At 67.0% G+C, this 16,608-nt stretch carries 22 protein-coding genes and 1 tRNA gene; 5 read left to right on the forward strand and 18 right to left on the reverse strand.

The features are described 5' to 3' along the window. Positions 1–20: 20 nt before the first annotated feature. The 10 genes from APZ21_RS12150 to APZ21_RS12190 all read right to left on the reverse strand — a co-directional run bounded on the left by APZ21_RS12150 (position 21) and on the right by APZ21_RS12190 (position 7,066). Positions 21–1,616: a hypothetical protein gene (locus tag APZ21_RS12150; RefSeq protein WP_054813382.1), complete on the reverse strand. Its 1,596-nt coding sequence runs from the start codon at positions 1,614–1,616 to the stop codon at positions 21–23. A 2-nt stretch (positions 1,617–1,618) separates the two neighbouring features. Further along, positions 1,619–2,170: a hypothetical protein gene (locus APZ21_RS12155; RefSeq protein WP_156371024.1), complete on the reverse strand. Its 552-nt coding sequence runs from the start codon at positions 2,168–2,170 to the stop codon at positions 1,619–1,621. A 29-nt stretch (positions 2,171–2,199) separates the two neighbouring features. After that, the gene (locus APZ21_RS12160) at positions 2,200–4,275 is read right to left on the reverse strand and encodes a type IV secretory system conjugative DNA transfer family protein (RefSeq protein ID WP_156371025.1); all 2,076 of its coding nucleotides are present in this window, start codon (positions 4,273–4,275) and stop codon (positions 2,200–2,202) included. A 2-nt stretch (positions 4,276–4,277) separates the two neighbouring features. After that, the gene (locus APZ21_RS12165) at positions 4,278–5,030 is read right to left on the reverse strand and encodes a hypothetical protein (protein WP_054813385.1); all 753 of its coding nucleotides are present in this window, start codon (positions 5,028–5,030) and stop codon (positions 4,278–4,280) included. Continuing rightward, positions 5,027–5,392, reverse strand: a complete 366-nt coding sequence (locus APZ21_RS12170) for an RRQRL motif-containing zinc-binding protein (protein ID WP_054813386.1) — start codon at positions 5,390–5,392, stop codon at positions 5,027–5,029. The genes APZ21_RS12165 and APZ21_RS12170 overlap by 4 nt, the downstream gene beginning before the upstream one ends. Before the next feature lie 253 nt (positions 5,393–5,645). Next, entirely contained in the window at positions 5,646–5,996 is a 351-nt protein-coding gene (locus tag APZ21_RS12175; RefSeq protein WP_156371026.1) for a hypothetical protein, read from the reverse strand. Continuing rightward, complete coding sequence (locus APZ21_RS12180) at positions 5,993–6,448, reverse strand: hypothetical protein (RefSeq protein WP_054813388.1); 456 nt, start codon at positions 6,446–6,448, stop codon at positions 5,993–5,995. The genes APZ21_RS12175 and APZ21_RS12180 overlap by 4 nt, the downstream gene beginning before the upstream one ends. Next, positions 6,445–6,594 carry a hypothetical protein gene (locus APZ21_RS33960; protein WP_156371027.1) on the reverse strand — a complete coding sequence of 50 codons (150 nt, stop codon included), beginning with the start codon at positions 6,592–6,594 and terminating at the stop codon, positions 6,445–6,447. Before APZ21_RS33960 ends, APZ21_RS12180 begins: the two co-directional genes overlap by 4 nt. Next, positions 6,594–6,857 carry a hypothetical protein gene (locus APZ21_RS12185; RefSeq protein WP_054813389.1) on the reverse strand — a complete coding sequence of 88 codons (264 nt, stop codon included), beginning with the start codon at positions 6,855–6,857 and terminating at the stop codon, positions 6,594–6,596. The genes APZ21_RS33960 and APZ21_RS12185 overlap by 1 nt, the downstream gene beginning before the upstream one ends. Continuing rightward, the gene (locus APZ21_RS12190; RefSeq protein ID WP_054813390.1) at positions 6,854–7,066 is read right to left on the reverse strand and encodes a helix-turn-helix domain-containing protein; all 213 of its coding nucleotides are present in this window, start codon (positions 7,064–7,066) and stop codon (positions 6,854–6,856) included. Before APZ21_RS12190 ends, APZ21_RS12185 begins: the two co-directional genes overlap by 4 nt. A 141-nt stretch (positions 7,067–7,207) precedes the next feature. On the opposite strand from APZ21_RS12190, the gene APZ21_RS12195 reads away from it, so the two are divergent. Continuing rightward, a complete protein-coding gene (locus APZ21_RS12195) occupies positions 7,208–7,969 on the forward strand; it encodes a helix-turn-helix domain-containing protein (RefSeq protein WP_054813391.1) in 762 nt (253 codons plus the stop codon). Further along, complete coding sequence (locus APZ21_RS12200; RefSeq protein WP_054813392.1) at positions 7,956–8,426, forward strand: NUDIX hydrolase; 471 nt, start codon at positions 7,956–7,958, stop codon at positions 8,424–8,426. Before APZ21_RS12195 ends, APZ21_RS12200 begins: the two co-directional genes overlap by 14 nt. Here APZ21_RS12200 and APZ21_RS12205 read toward each other — a convergent pair. The 3 genes from APZ21_RS12205 to APZ21_RS12215 form a co-directional block, all read right to left on the reverse strand. Continuing rightward, positions 8,414–9,061, reverse strand: coding sequence for an HD domain-containing protein (locus tag APZ21_RS12205; protein WP_082393033.1), 648 nt, complete (start codon positions 9,059–9,061; stop codon positions 8,414–8,416). The two genes, APZ21_RS12200 and APZ21_RS12205, sit on opposite strands and share 13 nt — an antisense overlap. After that, entirely contained in the window at positions 9,009–9,941 is a 933-nt protein-coding gene (locus tag APZ21_RS12210) for a tyrosine-type recombinase/integrase (protein WP_054813394.1), read from the reverse strand. Before APZ21_RS12210 ends, APZ21_RS12205 begins: the two co-directional genes overlap by 53 nt. A gap of 97 nt (positions 9,942–10,038) precedes the next feature. Beyond that, a tRNA-Ile gene (locus tag APZ21_RS12215) sits at positions 10,039–10,112 on the reverse strand. 118 nt (positions 10,113–10,230) lie between these two features. Here APZ21_RS12215 and APZ21_RS12220 point away from each other — a divergent pair. Then, complete coding sequence (locus APZ21_RS12220) at positions 10,231–10,662, forward strand: nitroreductase family deazaflavin-dependent oxidoreductase (RefSeq protein WP_054813422.1); 432 nt, start codon at positions 10,231–10,233, stop codon at positions 10,660–10,662. A 4-nt stretch (positions 10,663–10,666) separates the two neighbouring features. Here APZ21_RS12220 and APZ21_RS33965 read toward each other — a convergent pair whose 3' ends face one another. The 3 genes from APZ21_RS33965 to APZ21_RS32930 all read right to left on the reverse strand — a co-directional run bounded on the left by APZ21_RS33965 (position 10,667) and on the right by APZ21_RS32930 (position 12,396). Continuing rightward, a complete protein-coding gene (locus APZ21_RS33965; RefSeq protein ID WP_156371028.1) occupies positions 10,667–10,828 on the reverse strand; it encodes a hypothetical protein in 162 nt (53 codons plus the stop codon). A 62-nt stretch (positions 10,829–10,890) separates the two neighbouring features. Further along, positions 10,891–11,883: a zinc-binding dehydrogenase gene (locus tag APZ21_RS12225; RefSeq protein WP_054813395.1), complete on the reverse strand. Its 993-nt coding sequence runs from the start codon at positions 11,881–11,883 to the stop codon at positions 10,891–10,893. Positions 11,884–11,991: 108 nt separating this feature from the next. Next, complete coding sequence (locus APZ21_RS32930) at positions 11,992–12,396, reverse strand: hypothetical protein (RefSeq protein ID WP_082393034.1); 405 nt, start codon at positions 12,394–12,396, stop codon at positions 11,992–11,994. Positions 12,397–12,475: 79 nt separating this feature from the next. Here APZ21_RS32930 and APZ21_RS12235 point away from each other — a divergent pair, with 79 nt between their 5' ends. After that, complete coding sequence (locus APZ21_RS12235; protein ID WP_054813397.1) at positions 12,476–13,027, forward strand: glycine-rich domain-containing protein; 552 nt, start codon at positions 12,476–12,478, stop codon at positions 13,025–13,027. A gap of 14 nt (positions 13,028–13,041) precedes the next feature. Here APZ21_RS12235 and APZ21_RS12240 read toward each other — a convergent pair whose 3' ends face one another. Both APZ21_RS12240 and APZ21_RS12245 read right to left on the reverse strand, forming a co-directional pair. Continuing rightward, positions 13,042–14,145: a PDR/VanB family oxidoreductase gene (locus APZ21_RS12240; protein WP_054813398.1), complete on the reverse strand. Its 1,104-nt coding sequence runs from the start codon at positions 14,143–14,145 to the stop codon at positions 13,042–13,044. Further along, positions 14,142–15,044: a metal-dependent hydrolase gene (locus APZ21_RS12245; RefSeq protein WP_054813399.1), complete on the reverse strand. Its 903-nt coding sequence runs from the start codon at positions 15,042–15,044 to the stop codon at positions 14,142–14,144. Before APZ21_RS12245 ends, APZ21_RS12240 begins: the two co-directional genes overlap by 4 nt. A 155-nt stretch (positions 15,045–15,199) precedes the next feature. Here APZ21_RS12245 and APZ21_RS12250 point away from each other — a divergent pair, with 155 nt between their 5' ends. Continuing rightward, on the forward strand, positions 15,200–16,600 hold the full coding sequence (locus tag APZ21_RS12250; protein WP_054813400.1) for a WS/DGAT/MGAT family O-acyltransferase: 1,401 nt from the start codon (positions 15,200–15,202) through the stop codon (positions 16,598–16,600). Positions 16,601–16,608 lie beyond the last annotated feature (8 nt).

Raw genomic sequence — 16,608 nt, forward strand, 5'->3', positions numbered from 1 at the left:
GTCATATTCCTTTCGGGTTGTCAGTACTCGCGGTCGCGGTCGCGGTCGCGACCGTGGTCGTGGTCGTGGTTGTGGCCGTTGCGTCCGGACTGGAAGTCCGCGGCGACCTCGGCGAAACCGCGCCCCCACCCGGCCTGCTTGTGGTCGGGACGTTCGGCGGTGGTGCTCGACGCCGGTACCGGATCCCTGCGGACCTCGGACTCGGCTTCTCCGTCGACCACGTGGCCCAGGTAGTCCTCGTACTCCTGGGCGTCCCTGTCGGCCTGCTGCTTCTCGGCGCGCTGCTGCGGGGTTCGAACCGTCTCGTTCGAATTCCTCGCCGTGTCCGTCGCGGCGGCGGCCTGTCGTTCCGGGCTGCCGTAGCGCTGCGCGGCCGGGGTCCGTTCGGCCAGCTTCCGCACCGCCTCGTCACGCTCGGCGCGCAGCCGGTCCCGCTCGGCCCGCGCGTCGCGCAGCTGCGCGGCCTGCTGATCGCGCTGCGCGGTCGTCGCGGTCAACCGGCGGGTCAGATCCGCGTTGCGGTCGGTCAACTCGCCGTTGTGCTCGATCGACAGATCCAGGCGTTTCTTCAGCGAATCCCGTTCCGCGGCGACCTGCGCGGCAGGTCGTGCGTCTCGGTCCACCTCGATCTGCATCCTGGCGGTGTCGGGTTCCCGCGGCGGGCGCTCGGCGTCCTGGCGCAGGGTTTCCCGGGCGAGTGCCTGCTCGCGTCCGGTCAGCGAGGCCATCACCGCGCGCTGGCGTCCCGAGTGCGAATACAGCGGCGCGGTGGCGTCGTGGCTGTCCCAGGTCTGCACGTGCACGCGGTCACCGAGGCTCAGCATCTGCTCCGGATCGCTGCGCATCCACCGCGTGGCCGCGTACTCGGTGCCGAACGATTCGGACTTGGACGAGGTGACACCGGTCCGGTCGGTCGATGCGACCGTGGCCCGGTACCGGTTCGGTTCCGGCGCCGACGCCTCGATCCGGTCCAAGCGGGCCTGCTCGTCGCGTTGGGCACGGGCCTTGGCCCACAACGCGTCCTCGACCTGCTCACGCGGAGTCTGCTCGACCCGCCGCGGCGCGGCGGCGCGCCGCTGTTCGGCACCGAGACCCGACCGCTCCCGCACCGCGGCGACCTCCCGGGCGACCAGCGCCCGGTAGCGCAGGGCCTCGGTACCCTTCACCCGCGAGGCGCCGGCGAACAGGTTCCCGGTCTCGAACTCCGGGAACACCGTCGCCGCGTCCAACCCGTCCAGGGCGATACCGCGCTCGACCGGGGTCAGATGGCCGTTGGTGACGAACGTCGCGGCCAGGCGGTCGCGCTGCTCTCTGAGCCCGGCCGCGTCCGCGGCGCGGCGCGTGTGGTCCACACGCGGGTCGTTCGCACGCTGGGCAACGGTATTCGCGTAGACCCGGTACCGGTCGACGGCCTGGTTCGTGTAGGCCAGCTGGTGGCGGCGCAACATGTCCTGCTCGCGCTGCTCGGCGCGGATCAACCGCGAGATCTCCTTGCGGGCCTTACGCCGGTCCAGCCAGTTCGCGGCTTGGGCGTGCTGGGCCATCGCGGCGCGCATCGCGGCACTGAATTGCCGCATCTCGTTGCGCATCTCGTCTTCGACACTGGGATCGGACATGATCACTTCTCCTTCTCGGTTTTCTCGGCCGGGTCGGCCGAGTCGGAAACGGTGAGGCGGTGGACCTGGTTGGTGCGGCGGATCTCGTAGCGGGCGCGGCGTGCGGCCAGGGCCTCGACGTGGTGGCGGACCCAACTCGCGCCGTCACCGGCGAGGTAGGCCAGCACGCGGACGGTTTCGACCGGTCCGGGGCGTCCGGCGCAGTGCCACCACGCAAACGCCGCCAGGGCCAGGACGTATAGCGCCAGTGGACCCGGCAGTGGCAGGACCGCGACCGCGGTTCCAGCGCCGAGAGTCGCCGCGAGAGCCGGTCCCCACAGCCTCGCGGCGGCGCGGATCCGGGCCAGACGCGCCAGGGTCGGCGCGACCGCGGTCTCCAGGGCGCCGCCGTCCTGGACGACCGGTACGACGAACTGTTTCGCCAGTTCCGCGACCGGGGAATCGGCCAACTCGACCGCGAACGCGGCCAGGATCTCCTTCTCGCGGGCGGTGGACGGGGTACCGCCCAGCTCCTCGCCGTGGTCTTCCGGATCGACCGGATTCGGCATAGCCATAACTGAAACTCCTTGCGATAGTGTGCGATTCAGGCGTGACGACGACGCGGAGGAAAAGCGATCACCGGGGCCAGCGGCTCGGCGGTGTCGACCTCGATGACGTTGCCGATCCCGGGCAGCGGACGGACCCGGGCCAGTTCCTCCTCGGTCAACGGGGACACCCGGCCCCAGCGGGCACGCCCGCCGGAGACCTGGACCACGTCGCCTTTGGCCATGGCGCGCAGCCGGTTCGGCGGGATCAGGAACTGGTCGCTCACCTGGACGTTGCCCTCGTCCCCGTCCCGGTTCCCGCCGATCAACTTCCGCGACAGCTCGAATTTCGGGCGGGTGCCGTAGATCTCCGCGATCTGCTGCGGATTTGCCGAACGCATCAACAGAGACCCGCCGGAGCCGGCCGAGACCAGCGCGGTGCGGTTGTCGTCGTCGTAGCCCAGACCCTCCCAGGACTGCGCGATCCACCACGTCCCGATCCCGGCCTTACGCAGCCGCTCGACCCACTTCACCGCGCGGGTCTTGCCGTCGGCGACCGCCGAGAACTCGTCCACCGCGAGAATCGCGGTCCGGCCGTGCGGGCGGTCGGCCAACTGCTCGAACATGCAGCCCAACGCCCCGAACTGCGACCGGGCGCGGTCCGGGGTCTTGACGCCCTCCAAGATGATGTACAGCACGTCGAAGTCGGTCAGCTGCTTGGTTCCGTCGAACGACGGTCCGAGCGCCCGATACAGGTTCGCGAACTCCGCCAGCGCCGAGGACAGCACCGGCTGTTTGCCCTCGACCGTCGAGCGGATCTCGAGGTCCGCACCGGGCACACCCAGCCACGGGTCCTGCCCGAACTCCCCGCCCCACATCCGCGCCAACTTCTTCGGCTCGAACCGCGACAGGAACTCGATCCACGACCGCGGCGGGTTCGCGCCGATCGGCGTGGGGATCCCGTCGATCAGTTCCACACGGGCGGGGGCGTCCACGACCAGATGGATCAGGGTTTCGCGGATCTCGTGGAAGTACTTCTCGGTATCGGTCGTCGGCGTGTTCCCACCCGAAACCATCGCGGTCAGGATCGACCGCAGATCATCCACCGAGGCATCCCACATGCTCAGCGACACATCGTCAGGGAAGACACCGATGCGCTCCGGACGCACCCCCAACGCCTCGAACCAGGTCCGCATCTTCGCGGCGACCTTGCGCGAGTCCGGTCCGCCGTTGCAGTCCACGACCATCACCAGCGGCCGACCCGGCCGCTCCTTGCGCCACCACTTGCGATGGCGCTCCCACGTCGCGGCCATCCACGACACGAGCACCCGCTGCTCCAACGTGGTCTTGCCCGACCCCGAACCCGCGACCGTGGTCTCGTGCTCGGCGACATTGATCCACGGCAGAACCAGCCGAGTCTCGGTGCGGCCGGCCAACTGACGCACCACCGACCGGGTCGGGGCCTGATCGTGCTCGACCGCCAGGCGTCCGATCACCAGATCCGGCGCCGAACCGCCCGTGGTCAGCGGGATGTGCCGCTGCGACAGGCGAGCCGCGGCCCGCTGCTCACGCTGGGCCTGCATGTACAGGGCACGCTCGGTGCGCACCGGCGAGCCGAGACCGACCGTCGCCAACTGCACACGCCGACGCGTGTGCAGGATCGCCGCGGTCAACCACGCCACCGGAATCAGCGCCGGTCCCATACCGATCAGCCCACCCACATAGTCCCCGGCCAAGAACTCGGTCGCAGCCTGGGTGAAATCGTGCACCGGAACCAGGGCATCCCACGCCCACAGCGCCGACGCACCCGGCATCACCAGCACCGACGCGAACAACCAGTTCCGCAACCTCGCGGGCTTCCAACCCAACAGCGTCGCCGGAACCAGCATCGCGGCGGTGCCGAACGCGACCGTCACCACAACCGCGGCGGCCAACAACGAACCCTCGCCAACGCTGTCCCACGACCACGACGAGAAATCCGGCAACCAGCCCAACGGATCGGACTTCAACCCGATCGGCGGCATGGTCGGATCGATCTCGATACCCGGCTGCTCGACCGTCGTGGACGGGGTTTCCACAGGCGTCGGTGCGTGCGAGGCACAATCGCCCGGAGTCAGGATCGGAGTACAGGTCATGATCAGACCCCCTTTCCAGTGTTTCGGTCTGCGACCTTGGAGATTTCGTGATCAGAGGCCCCGCCCGCGATCACCCGGAACCCGGGTCGCGCAGCGGAGAACGGAGACTTAGCCAGTAGTTCGTCCACATCGGCCAGACGCAGACGCAGACCGTCCAGCGCCAAACCCTCAGCGGCGGAACGAATCACGTTCTCCACTGGCTTGCCTCGGTAGTAGTAGGTGAGCCCGGCGCAGTCGGCGGACTTCGCGACCTGCACCGCGCGGGCGACCGCCGTCTTCGCGGCCCGGATGTCCTTCGGGCTCAGCTCGACCTCGACCGCCCACCAGTCCCCGGAGGCGGTGAGGTAGCGACCGTCGTGCACGTGGACACGGGGGACATCGACGCGCGTCGGCGGCTGCTCGGAGCGCATCGCCCGCTCCGAGAGCCAGCGATCCAGATCCAGACCCACCAACGCCAGCCGGACCTCGAGGACCGTACGGACGTGCGCGGCCATCTTCGGAGTAGGCATCCACGCCCGCATCCGCCGCCCGGTCAGCGCCTCACCCGCCGCACGGGTCGGGTACACCCACGCAGGCCCCGCGACCGGCTTCACACGATGCGGCGAGATCATCTGCGCGGCGGTCCACTTGGCCAGCACGTAATACGTCCGGCGCTGCGACAGACCCAGCATGGAGGTCACGAGATCGACTGGTGCGCCGTACATCTCGACCAGAATCGTCAACAGGACCATGTCACGCGGGGACAGCTGTGTCATCGCTCGTACTCCTCGTCTCGATCGGTGCCCCACCCGCTGCCACCCCACGCGGGGCCGGGGTCGGCAAGCTCCTGGGTGAACTCCGCGCGATCGACGCCGTGCCGTTCCGCGGCGCGCAGTTGGTGCTCGCGGGTCGCCTTCGCCAGCGCGGCCAGCTGCGCGGGCGAGGCGGGGCGCTTCGGCGCGGCCAGCCGCACGTCGTACAGGTGCGCGACCAACGGCTCACCGCGGCGACGCGGGCGCTCGACCCGGCCCGCGATGTCCTGCCCGTTCGGACGCAGCCCCTCCGCGGCGAGCTGGCGGCGAGTCCGCAGATGCGCGGGCGCCATCCGCCACTCGTAGGTTTCGATCCCCTCGCTCACCGCTCGACCCCGTCCCGCTCACTGCCCGACCAGCCACCGTCAGACCACCCGTGGTCAGGAAGAGAGGCCCCCGACACGAACCACCGACCCAGCTGCCCACCCGGGGTGTGGATCTGCTGAGGCTCAGCGCGATCGACTATGATCACGCGGTCGGTCTGGCCGAGACGCCGCGCCGCAGCGGCTAACTGAGGGATCTGCGTGATCGGAGTCGGAATGCTGTCCGCGGGAACTTCCCGCACCGTACGACGGCGGCTCACCGCACCACCCCCGTACGCAGAGCATGTTGCGGGGCAACACATCCCAACCGCCGCGCGTCCGGAAGCTGATCCGGACGGCAGATATCCGGCGACGGGACATAGTGCTGCTGGTCGATCCACGCCACCGTGCACCCGCCCATACCGACCAGCACCAGCACCGCCAGCACCACCAGGCGCGGCACGACCGGCAACGCACCCAGCGGCGCGTACACCGCACCGATACCGGTGAACTCCGGACCCGCCATCGACGACAGGGCGTGGTGCCCGGCACCACGACCACCGCGGTCGACGTGCGCGACGGTGTAGGAATGCTGAACCGGCGGCTCCTGCCGCCACCCGCCGCTCACCGCGACCACCCCGACTCGGACTCCGTACCCGACCAGTGATCGGCTAGAACACTCGCCATACCGGACCACGCACCGGCCGACTCGACCCCGCGCTCGTCCACACCGCCCGCGGCGTCTTCACGGCCGGATTCACGGCTCTCGCGCGGATACTCCCGCACCTTGACCGCGCACTCCCGCGCGGACCGCAACCACTTGTCCGGGGCGCGCAACGCATCGGCTGTGTATTCCAGCCTGGTGCTCACCGCATCGACGTTGACCCGGCCGAACTCCTCGGGCACGAACTCGTACCGTCCGAACTTGTCGAAGCCACCCGCGTCCGCGAAGGACTCCAGCGACCGGTACTTGGCGCGCAACGCAACCACGCGCTGCCGCAACAACTCCTGCTCACGAGTGATCGCGTCCAGCTCATCCAGCAAATCGACCGGATCGTGCAACGGTTCGTTCGTGCTCATCGCCGCACCCCCGACCGACGCACCAGCCGCCAGAACGCGAACGCGCCCAACACCATCACCGTGAAACCCACGACCTGCGGCGCCGTCAGCAGCACATAGCCGACCGCCACCGCGACGACCGCGAGACCGAACGTCCGCGCCCGCATCACCGCTCACCGCCATCACGGCGACGCCGCCGCGCCTGCGCCGAACGCAGCGCAAGCCTCGAATAGTGCGCCTTGCGCGCTTGGGCGGCCCGATACGAACGCTCCTCCGCCGACAGAAGCCCATCCGGATCGACCAGACGGTCGAACTTCGTCAGCAGTGCCTCTCGGCCTTTCGCCGTGCGCGCCGTCCGATCCGGCGTTTTCGCCCACGACTCGTGAGCCGCGATTCGGGCCTTCAACGTCCGCTCCGCCGGGGTGCTCATGCCGCACCGCCCTGGGTCACGCCCGTCGTCGGACGGACCAGCGACATCAGTTCGTCACGCTCGACGCGCAGCAGCCGGCCGTTGACGCGATAGGCGGTGATATCGCCTGCGGTGATCCAGTTCCGAATCGTCTTGGCGTCGACATCGACCAGCGCTGCCGCAGTTTTGAGACTGATCAGATTCCGGAGCTTCTCCGAAGCCTTGTCCATTGGTTTCGTCTCCTTGAGTTAGGAAATCGCTTGCAATTCCCTACTTTTCGCGGAAAAACGGGCCGTCTTGACCGCACATCATGGACAGGACGAGACATCTGGGTTACCGTAAGTCGTCCCCAGACGTCCCTTGGAGGAGAGATGGCGAACGAACGCCTACGCGGCGCACTCCACCGCAACGGTCTCGATCTGATACAGGTGGCCGAGGCGACGGGAGTCGACCCGAAAACCGTCGAACGGTGGATTACGCAAGGTCGCACCCCCTACCCGCGCCATCGCCACGCGATAGCGAAGATGGTCGGCGAAAGCACCAACTACCTGTGGCCGGACGCTGTCCCTGCCGAACGTCGAACGGACGTAACCGAATCAGAAGTGCTCACGGTGTACCCGCACCGCAGCGCGATTCCTTCCGATATCTGGCGACGACTTCTGACAGCAACGAACCAGCGTCTCGATGTCCTGGTTCTGGCGGGGCTTTTCCTCGCCGAGGAACCCGAATTCGCCCGAACCATCCGAAGGAAGACACGCGACGGACTGAAAGTCCGACTACTATTCGGCCGCCCGACCGCCGCAGAGGCGAACAAACGTAGCGCAGAGGAGCGCCTAGCCCACGGCACGGTCCCAGCCAGGATCAGCAATGCGCTGGCGCTTGTAGAACCGCTGGCAGACCTCGACGGAGTCGAGCTTCGCTACCACGACACGACCCTCTACAACTCGATCTTCCGATTCGATGACGAGATGATTGTCAACAATCACGTCTACGGTGCCCCGGGCGCTCACGCCCCCGCTCTGCACCTTCGACGTCTTCCCGAGGGAGAATTGTTCGAGACCTACATGACGAGTTTCGAGCACGTATGGTCGGAGGCAACGACCAACAAGGGCGGAGGCGATGGCGCGAACTGACTACTTGGACGACCCGATGGCTCCGAAGGCGAATTCGATCAAAGTCGCGGTCAGTGCGGTTGTCCGGGACCCCGGCGGGCGCGTGCTGATGATCCACCGGACCGACAACGACCTCTACTCGATTCCAGGTGGCGCGCTGGAGGCCGGGGAAACCGTCGCCGCCGCGGTAGTCCGCGAGGTCAAAGAGGAGACTGGAATCGACGTAGAAGTAACGGGGCTCGTCGGCATCTTCTCGAATCCCCAGCACGTCATCGCGTACGACGACGGCGAGGTACGCCAGGAATTCTCGATATGCTTTCGCGCCGTGCCGACAGGCGGTGAGCTTCGCACCAGCGCGGAGTCGAAGCGCGTCGAGTGGGTTACTCCAGAACGAATGACCGATCTGGATATCCACCCGTCGATCTCCCTGCGAATCAGTCGCGCGGCCGAGGAAAGCGCCGAGCCTTACTTCACGTGAGCGGCACGTAGCGCTGCCTCGATCCGTTCAGCGGCGGCGATCAATTCCGGCTCAGCTTCCGCGACCGACTCCGACACGATGTCATCGGGACCGTACCGTTCCCGGACCTCAGCGATGCGCGTCCGAACTGTGGTCTCTTCCCCAGTGGGGGTGGTCGTGATGTCCGCCCACCACAGGGCATCGCGCAGCAGGCTGTCCTCGTCCGGCCAGTCAACGGTCAGTTCCCGTCGGCGCGCCTCGACGCGAGCACACGTGTGGTTCGCGACCAGGGCGCACAACCGCGGGGGCGCGCCTACGTCGCGCAGATAAGTCGCACCATCGACTGGGTGAAATCCGGTACGGGCGAGCGATGCGCTGTAGCCGATATCGTGCAGCCACGCCGCAGCCAGGAGCATCGTGTGGTCGTCCACGAGATCTGCCACGTGTTCAGCGCGGGACGCCACCCCTTCGACATGGGCGAGTCGCCGCGGTAGATCGCTCAGGTGATCGCGGGCGGTCCGCTCGGCCCAACCGGCCAAGTCCTCGTTCACAACACCCACCGTACCGCCAGCGATATCCCGTTGTGACGTGTCCGGATGGTCTCTACAGCTTGTCGCCCAACCGGGCGCGGCGGTGCGCGGACTTCGCGCGTTCATCGGCGACCGACTTTCCGTAGCGGTCGAGCATCTGTCGCGAACGCCACCCCGCCAGCATCATCAGATCCTGCTCCTGGCCGCCGTTGGCGAGCCAGTTGTGCGCGAACCAGTGCCTGAGCATATGAGGGTGGATGTGTTCGATTCCGGCCGCTTTCGCGCGGCGCTCGAGCATCTGCCGTATGCCGTGGTCGGTCATCGGTCCCTGTCTGCCGAGCCACAGCCGCTCGCTTCGCGTTCCGAACGAATGCTGGGCACGCGCACGCAGGTATCGGCGTAGGGCGATACGTGTCTTGTCACCGAACGGCGATGTCCGCGGCCTGTTCCCTTTGCCGATCACCAGCGCGGTGTCCTCCTCGAAATCGAGGTCGTCCACGTTCAGATTGGCGACTTCGCCGCAGCGGCAACCGGTGTCAGCGAACAGGCGAATGATCGCGTTGTCACGACGCGAGTCGAAGTCCGTTCCCGCACACCCGTCGAGCAACGATTTCAAGGACTCGATACTCGGAACCGGCACGAGTGTGTCCGGCGCATCCGGCGGGCTCATCTTGTCGAACGGGTTCGCGGCGATGATCTCCTCGGCGGCCAAGTATTTGAAGAACTGCTGGAGGCTCCGGTACTGGCTGCGCGCGTACTGCGGTGACAGCGGTTCACCGGTCCGCCGGTTCGTCCTCGACAGCAACTCCTCGATGTACCCGCCGATGTGGTCGCGGGTGATGTCGGGCGCTTCGGTCGGCAGGGCCTCCGACAGCAGGTACTCAGCGAAGTAGCCGATGTGGACCTGGTACACCTCGATGGTCTTCTTGGCTCGGTTCTTCCGCCGTAGCTCGGTCGCGAAGTCATCCGCCAACTCGCGGATGTCGTCTAGCGAAGTGCTCCCCATGCCTCGATGCTACCTCCATAATCTATTCGTGGAGAAGCGCTATTCTAGATCGAAACCTCTCTAGAAAAACAAAAACCCGCTGGTCAGCGGGCATTTGTGGGGCGGGCGGGGCTCGAACCCGCGACCAATGGATTATGAGTCCACGGCTCTAACCGACTGAGCTACCGCCCCTCCTCCGCAGATACCGCGGCCTTGGGGATGTTACCGGTTGGGGTGGTGCGCGGACCAATCGGGGGGCTCGGGCCCGTTAGGGTTGGGGCGTACCTCGTCGTCTGCGGAGGGTCTGATCATGGGCAGTGTGTTCGTGAACGTCTTGAAGGCGCATCAGTGGGTGTATGAGCACAGCCGCGGCGTGGTAGGGCATCGGCTCCTGTTCGGGAATCCGACGTTGCTGTTGCGGACCGTGGGGCGTAAGACGGGTAGGAGCCGTACGTCGGCGCTGACGTACGGGCGGGACGGCGGGGATTATCTGGTGACGGCGTCCAATGGCGGGTCGCCGCGGCCGCCGGGGTGGCTGGCCAATGTGAAGGCCGGGCCGCGATGCGAGATCCAGGTGGGGACGCGCCGCATTCCGGTGACCGCGCGGGCGACGTATCCGGGTGATCCCGATTACGACCGTCATTGGCAGATCGTGGACAGGGTTAATCGGGGGCGCTATACGGATTATCAAAAGCAAACCAAGCGCCCTATTTCGATAGTGGTTCTGACCCCGACGAAATAGTGGGTCAGTCGGCGATGCGCGGTGCGCCGTCGTCCCAGTCGAGGTCGCCGGGATCCATACTGTCCCAACGACTTACGTCCTGCGGGGGCCTGCTCGCGAATTGCACGACGGCGAAGACCAGCAGGAGTACGACGGCGACCACGCCGGCGACTATGAGTGTTTGCACGCAGGCACTTTAGCGGTCGCCGCCGAAAAATCGCAGCCGGTCGACGTAGATCACATCGCGGCTTACCTCACCGTAATCAGAGTGCGCCCCACCGCAGTTCGCGCTTCGATAGCGGAATGGGCGTCCGCGGCGCGGTCCAAGGGGAAGGTCTGGCCGATCACGACTTCGAGGCGGCCGTCGAGTACCGCCGATTGGGCGCGTAGCGCCAATGAATGCCAGTCGACGCCCGCGCCGGTGATGTCGAACAAGCTGATGGTCTCGATATCGCGCGCGGCGAGGGCGGTGCGGTCGAGAGCGGCGAAATTGCCTGCGGCAGAGCCATATCCGAGAAATCTTCCGCCGTCTGTGAGCGCTTCGGTGGCGCTCGCACCGAGCTCTCCGCCCGCGCCGTCCAGGATCACCTGCACACCGCCCGTGATCGCGCGCACCCGGGCGGCCCAATCGGGATCGCCGTAGTCGATGACGGTGTCGGCCCCGAGGCGTTGGACGAGTTCGGTTTTCGCCTCGCCTCGGACCGCGGCGACGACCCTCGCGCCCGCGGCACGGGCGAGTTGGATCAGCAGGGTGCCGAGTCCGCCTCCCGCCGCGGTGATCAGCACGGTTTCGCCGGCACGCACCGCGGCCCGGTCGGAGACGGCGAAGGAGGTGCGCCCGTCGTGGGTGAGCGCGACCGCCGTCTCGAGGCCGAGCGCCTCGGGAACCTCGACCAGGGTCTGCGCCTTGGCGGTCGCGTATTCGGCGTAGCCACCGATGGGCAGGCCACCGCCGATACCGCTGGCGGCCGTCGCCGTGGCGACCCGTTTGCCGACCCACCCGGGGTCCACCCCCGCGCCGACCCCGGTGACCACGCCCGCGATGGCCCCGCCGGGCACGTACGGGGGCTCCACCTTGAAGAACTCGGTTCCCCAACCGCTGCGCAACCGGGTGTCGAGGAACATGACATCGGCCGCGGCGACCTCGACCGTCACCTCCCCGGCGCTCGGCGCCGGATCGGGTATGTCACCGATCTCGAGAACATCCGGTCCGCCGAATTCCCGCACCTGCACCGCCCGCATGAGCTACCTCCATCGATTCCGTGTCATTGCTACGGAATCGAGCATGGAACCCGAAGTGAACTCGAGGTCAAGGGGCGAGCGGAATCTTTCGCTGCGAGCGAACTCGGATCAGGAGCCGCCGCCGCAGCTGCTGCCGCCACCGCAACTACTACTGCTGCTGCCACCACCACAGCTGCTGCCACCACCGCAACTACTGCTGCTGCCGCCACCACAGCTGCTGGAACTGCCCCCGCCGCAGCTGTGACCGTGAGCGTGGTGATGGTGGCCGTGATCGTGCCCGCCGGAGTAGTCGCCGCCGAAACCGCTGAATCCGGAACTGCCCGAGCAGGACGTCGTGGAGCCGGAATCGAAGTCCATCCCGGACTCCCCTGCCGACCAGCGGCCGAACTGGCCGCCGGGGAAGGCACCCGGTCGCAATGGCTGGGTCACCCGGCGAATCATGTAGACGATGAAGGCCACGACGCCTGCGAGCAGCAACAATACGAAGGCCAGGACGGCAAGGGCTATGACCATGCCGGAATGGTAGCGTCAATGGCGGCGAATTTCCGCGTGGCGAACTACCGGGCGATGGGTCGCCGTACAGTGAATCGTGATGCTTTTACGTGCACGCGGCCGAGCGCACCGCCGCATCGATCTCGGTGAGGTCGAGCGGGCGGTGGCGGCGCTGGAACTGCCCGAGGCGGTGTTCAAGACCTGTCCGTGGCAGCCGCGAGAGCTGGTGGACACCGGATTGCGGCAGTGGCTGCGCTGTTGCGGCGCGGCCATGCGCGACGGTCAGGTCATCGGTATGCCCTCGCACGCCGTCGACGAGGCATGGCACGGGCTTATCCTGTGCACCGAGCGTTACGCGGCCTTCTGCACGGCGGCCTACGGACGATTCCTGCACCATTTCCCCGACGGTGACAATTTCGTTCGCCCCGGCACGCACCCGGGACCGGGACCGGGTTCGATGTCCGAACAACTCGGCCGGACGGTGGTCGCCTGGTCCCTGGTGGCGAGGCCGGGCGAACAGGCCGTGCTGTGGGATCTGGACCGCAAGGTCGGCGTCGATCACCCGTGGGGTATCGACGCTGCCCGCGTCACCGCCATCGAAGCCGAACTCACCCGGCCCGTCGACGTCGATGAGCGTGATCATCACCGCTGATCGATGTACTGCTGTCACAGGTCGAGCACCAGGCGCCCGCCCGCCGATCGTGATACGCAGACGAGCATGTCACCCGCATCGCGTTCGGCGTCGGTGAGCACCCGGTCGCGATGGTCCACGGGTCCGGCGAGCACCCGCACCGCGCAGGTCCGGCAGAAACCCTGCCGACACGAGTACGGGCGGTCGGGACGCCGGTCGAGAATGGCGTCCAGCGCGGTTCGATCCGCCGGGACCTCGAATACCTCTGCGGTGGAGGCGATTTCGATGTCAAAGGGTTCGCCGTCGATGATCGGCGGTGGGGAGAACCGTTCGGAATGCAGTTCGATCCCCCGGTCCCGCACGGCATCGGCGACGACCGCGGTCATCGCCACCGGTCCGCAGCAGTAGACCGCGGTACCGCGTCGCACGCCCGGCAGCAGCGCCGACGCGTCAGGCAGACCGTGTTCTTCGTCGGTCCGCACGGTCACCCGGCCGCCGAATCCCTCGACCTCCCGGAGGAAGGGAATGGTGTCGCGATCGCGTCCGGTGTAGACCATCGACCAGTCCAGGCCGAGTCGGTGCGCAAGTCGCGCCATCGGCAGGATCGGCGTGATCCCTATGCCGCCGGCGACGAAATGCACGCGCTCGGCCGGTGATCCGTGACCCGGCACCGCGAATGGGAAGCCATTGCGCGGTCCACGCACCGTGATCGGAGTGCCCACCGAGAGCGAGTCGTGCACCTCGGCCGAACCGCCGCCACCGTCGGGGATGCGACGTACGGCGATGCGGTAACCGCGGGTGTCGGCCGGATCGCCGCACAGCGAATACTGGCGCAGCCGTCCCGAGGGCAGTTCCAGATCCAGGTGGGCGCCGGGTCGCCAGCGCGGCAGTTCCCGCCGGTCCGCGCCCTCGAATCGCAGGCTCACCACCTCCTCGGCGTGCGCCTCGACGCGCCGGTCGGTGACCACAAGAGCGATTCGGCGATCATCTACGGTCGAGGCGACCTCGTGCCGATTGACGATCGTGGTCCATTTCAAGCGCGCGGTGGCTACCGCGTCGAGCACCCGGACGGCCCGGTCTCGATCGCGCCTGCCGAACAGATCGGCCGGCAAACCCTCGGGAATCGGCGCCGGGTTCACGAGGCGGCGGCCTGGGCGGCGGGCGAGACGGCCAGGTAGGCGACGGCCTGCGCGGTGGAACCCACCGAACCCGGATCGTAGCCGGGCTTGAAGGTCGACAGCGCGCTCCGCAGCAGTGAGGGCACACCGGGCAGCGCTCCGCGCCACATCGCACCGAACACCTCCGTCAGCAGGCGCGGATAGCCGAGATCGGGCAGCGCCGGATCCTGGTGCACAAGGAATTTGGCGCCGCGCACGACCAGGGTCAGGAAGATCGGGAACACGATGGTCATGATGGCGGCGCGCCGCACGTAGCCCGTGCCGAAATACCCGGCGACGTCGTGCGCGACGTGGCGATGTTCGACCTCCTCGGCCCCGTGCCAGCGGAACAGGTCGGCCACCCGCGGGTCGGCCTCGAACCGTTCCAGATCGGCATTGAGGACCCAGTCGCCGAGGTAGGCGAAGAAGTGTTCGAGGCAGGCGATGAATGCGAGTCGCTCGACCATGTGCTGGCGACCGCCGACATCCCCCGACCCGACGGAACCGAGCGTCTTACGGAACAGGTACTCCGCTTGGCGCAGATACGGTTCGGGATCGATACCGTTGGCGGCGAGCACGTCGTGCAATACCCTGTCGTGGGTCCGGGCGTGCATCGCCTCTTGCCCGATGAAGCCGAGCATGGCCTCCCGCAGTTTCTCGTCCCGCACGTACGGCAGCGCCTCGGTATAGGCAGCGCAGAACATGCGCTCCCCTTCGGGCAGAAGCAAATTGAGCGCGTTGATCAGATGGGAGGCGACCGGTTCGGCGGGCATCCAGTGCAGCGGAGTGTCGGCCCAGTCGAATCGGACGTCGCGCGCGTGCAGGGCGACCTCACCGGGATCGGTATCGATCCGCCGCCTGTCTCGGCGAAGTAGCTTCATCGGTACTCCTCGATCTCACCGCAACGATTCCTGCGCGGCTGTAGCAATGATCATACACATACATAGAACTTCGAGTAACACACATATTTCGACCACCGATTCCCGCAATGAGCTGCTGAAATGAGGGCTATAACACGTTCTAGTAGAATCTCGCTATGGAACGATTGACAGGATTGGATGCCAGTTTTCTGTATCTGGAGACGCCGACCCAGCACCTGCACGTGTGCGCGCTGCTGATCCTCGATCCTCGTTCGGGTGGTAGTCCCTACTCGTACGACTCGTTCAAAGAAGAACTGAGCCGACGACTACCCCTGATCCCGCAGATGCGAAGGCGCATCCGCGAGGTCCCGCTCAATCTCGATCACCCGGTGTGGGTGGACGACCCGAAATTCGACCTGGACAACCACATCCACCGCGTAGGCCTGCCCACCCCCGGGCAGTCGCACGAACTCGCCGAACTGGTCGCCGACATCGTGAGCACTCCGATGGACCGCGCGCGTCCGTTGTGGGAGATGACCGTGGTCGAAGGTCTGGCCCGCGGCGATATCGCGGTCGTCTGCAAATACCACCACGCCACGGTCGACGGTGTCACGGCCGCCGACATGCTGCTGAGCCTGTGCGACTTCGGCCACGACGCCGCCGGCGACGAGGCGGACGGACAGTGGAAGCCGGAACCGCAGCCTGCGAGGTGGAAACTGCTGACCGACGCGGCGGTGCGGTTGCCGACCAAGGCGGGCGTGCTCGGCATGGTACCGAAAACCCTCGGCGTATTGGCAGGTTTCGTCCAGCGCAGGCGAAACAACCAGCGCGGCATGGCGCTACCGCTCACCGCCCCGCGCACGCCGCTGAACAAGACCATCACCGCACGGCGCACCGTGGCCTTCACCCGGACAGACCTGGATACGGTCACCGAGATCAAGAGATCGTTCGGGGTGAGCGTCAATGACGTGGTGATGACGGTCGTGGGCGGGGTACTGCGCGACTACCTGCTCGAGCACGACGAACTGCCGGATCGCTCGCTCATCGCCTCGGTTCCGGTTTCGGTGCACGGGCGGACCCGGCACAGCGACGGTATCAACAAGGTCTCCTCGCTGTTCGCCGAGCTCGGCACCGATATCGGTGACCCGAGCGCCCGGCTGCGCGCGGTAGCCGCGGCCAATCGGCACGCCAAGGCCGAGCACGAGAAGGTCGGCGCGGACTTCCTGCGCGACTGGTCCACATACGCCCCGCCCAATATCTTCCAGTTCGCCGCGCGCCTTTATTCGGATCTGGGGCTGGCCGAACACCATCCGGTGGTGCACAACCTGGTGGTATCGAATGTCCCGGGTCCGTCCAACCCGCTGGACTTCCTCGGCGTACGGATCGCGGGCATGTACCCGTTCGGACCGGTATTCCACGGCGCGGGGCTCACGGTGACCGTACTGTCGCTCGACGGTCATCTGGACTTCGGATTCATCGCCTGCCGTGATCTGGTGCCGGACATCGCCGCACTCGCCGACGCGGTCCCCGCGGCCGTCGACGAATTGCTTCTCGCGGCACGCGAATCGCACCGCTGATCGGATTT

The organism is Nocardia arizonensis (genome assembly GCF_001310275.1).
Taxonomy (GTDB): Bacteria; Actinomycetota; Actinomycetes; order Mycobacteriales; family Mycobacteriaceae; genus Nocardia; species Nocardia arizonensis.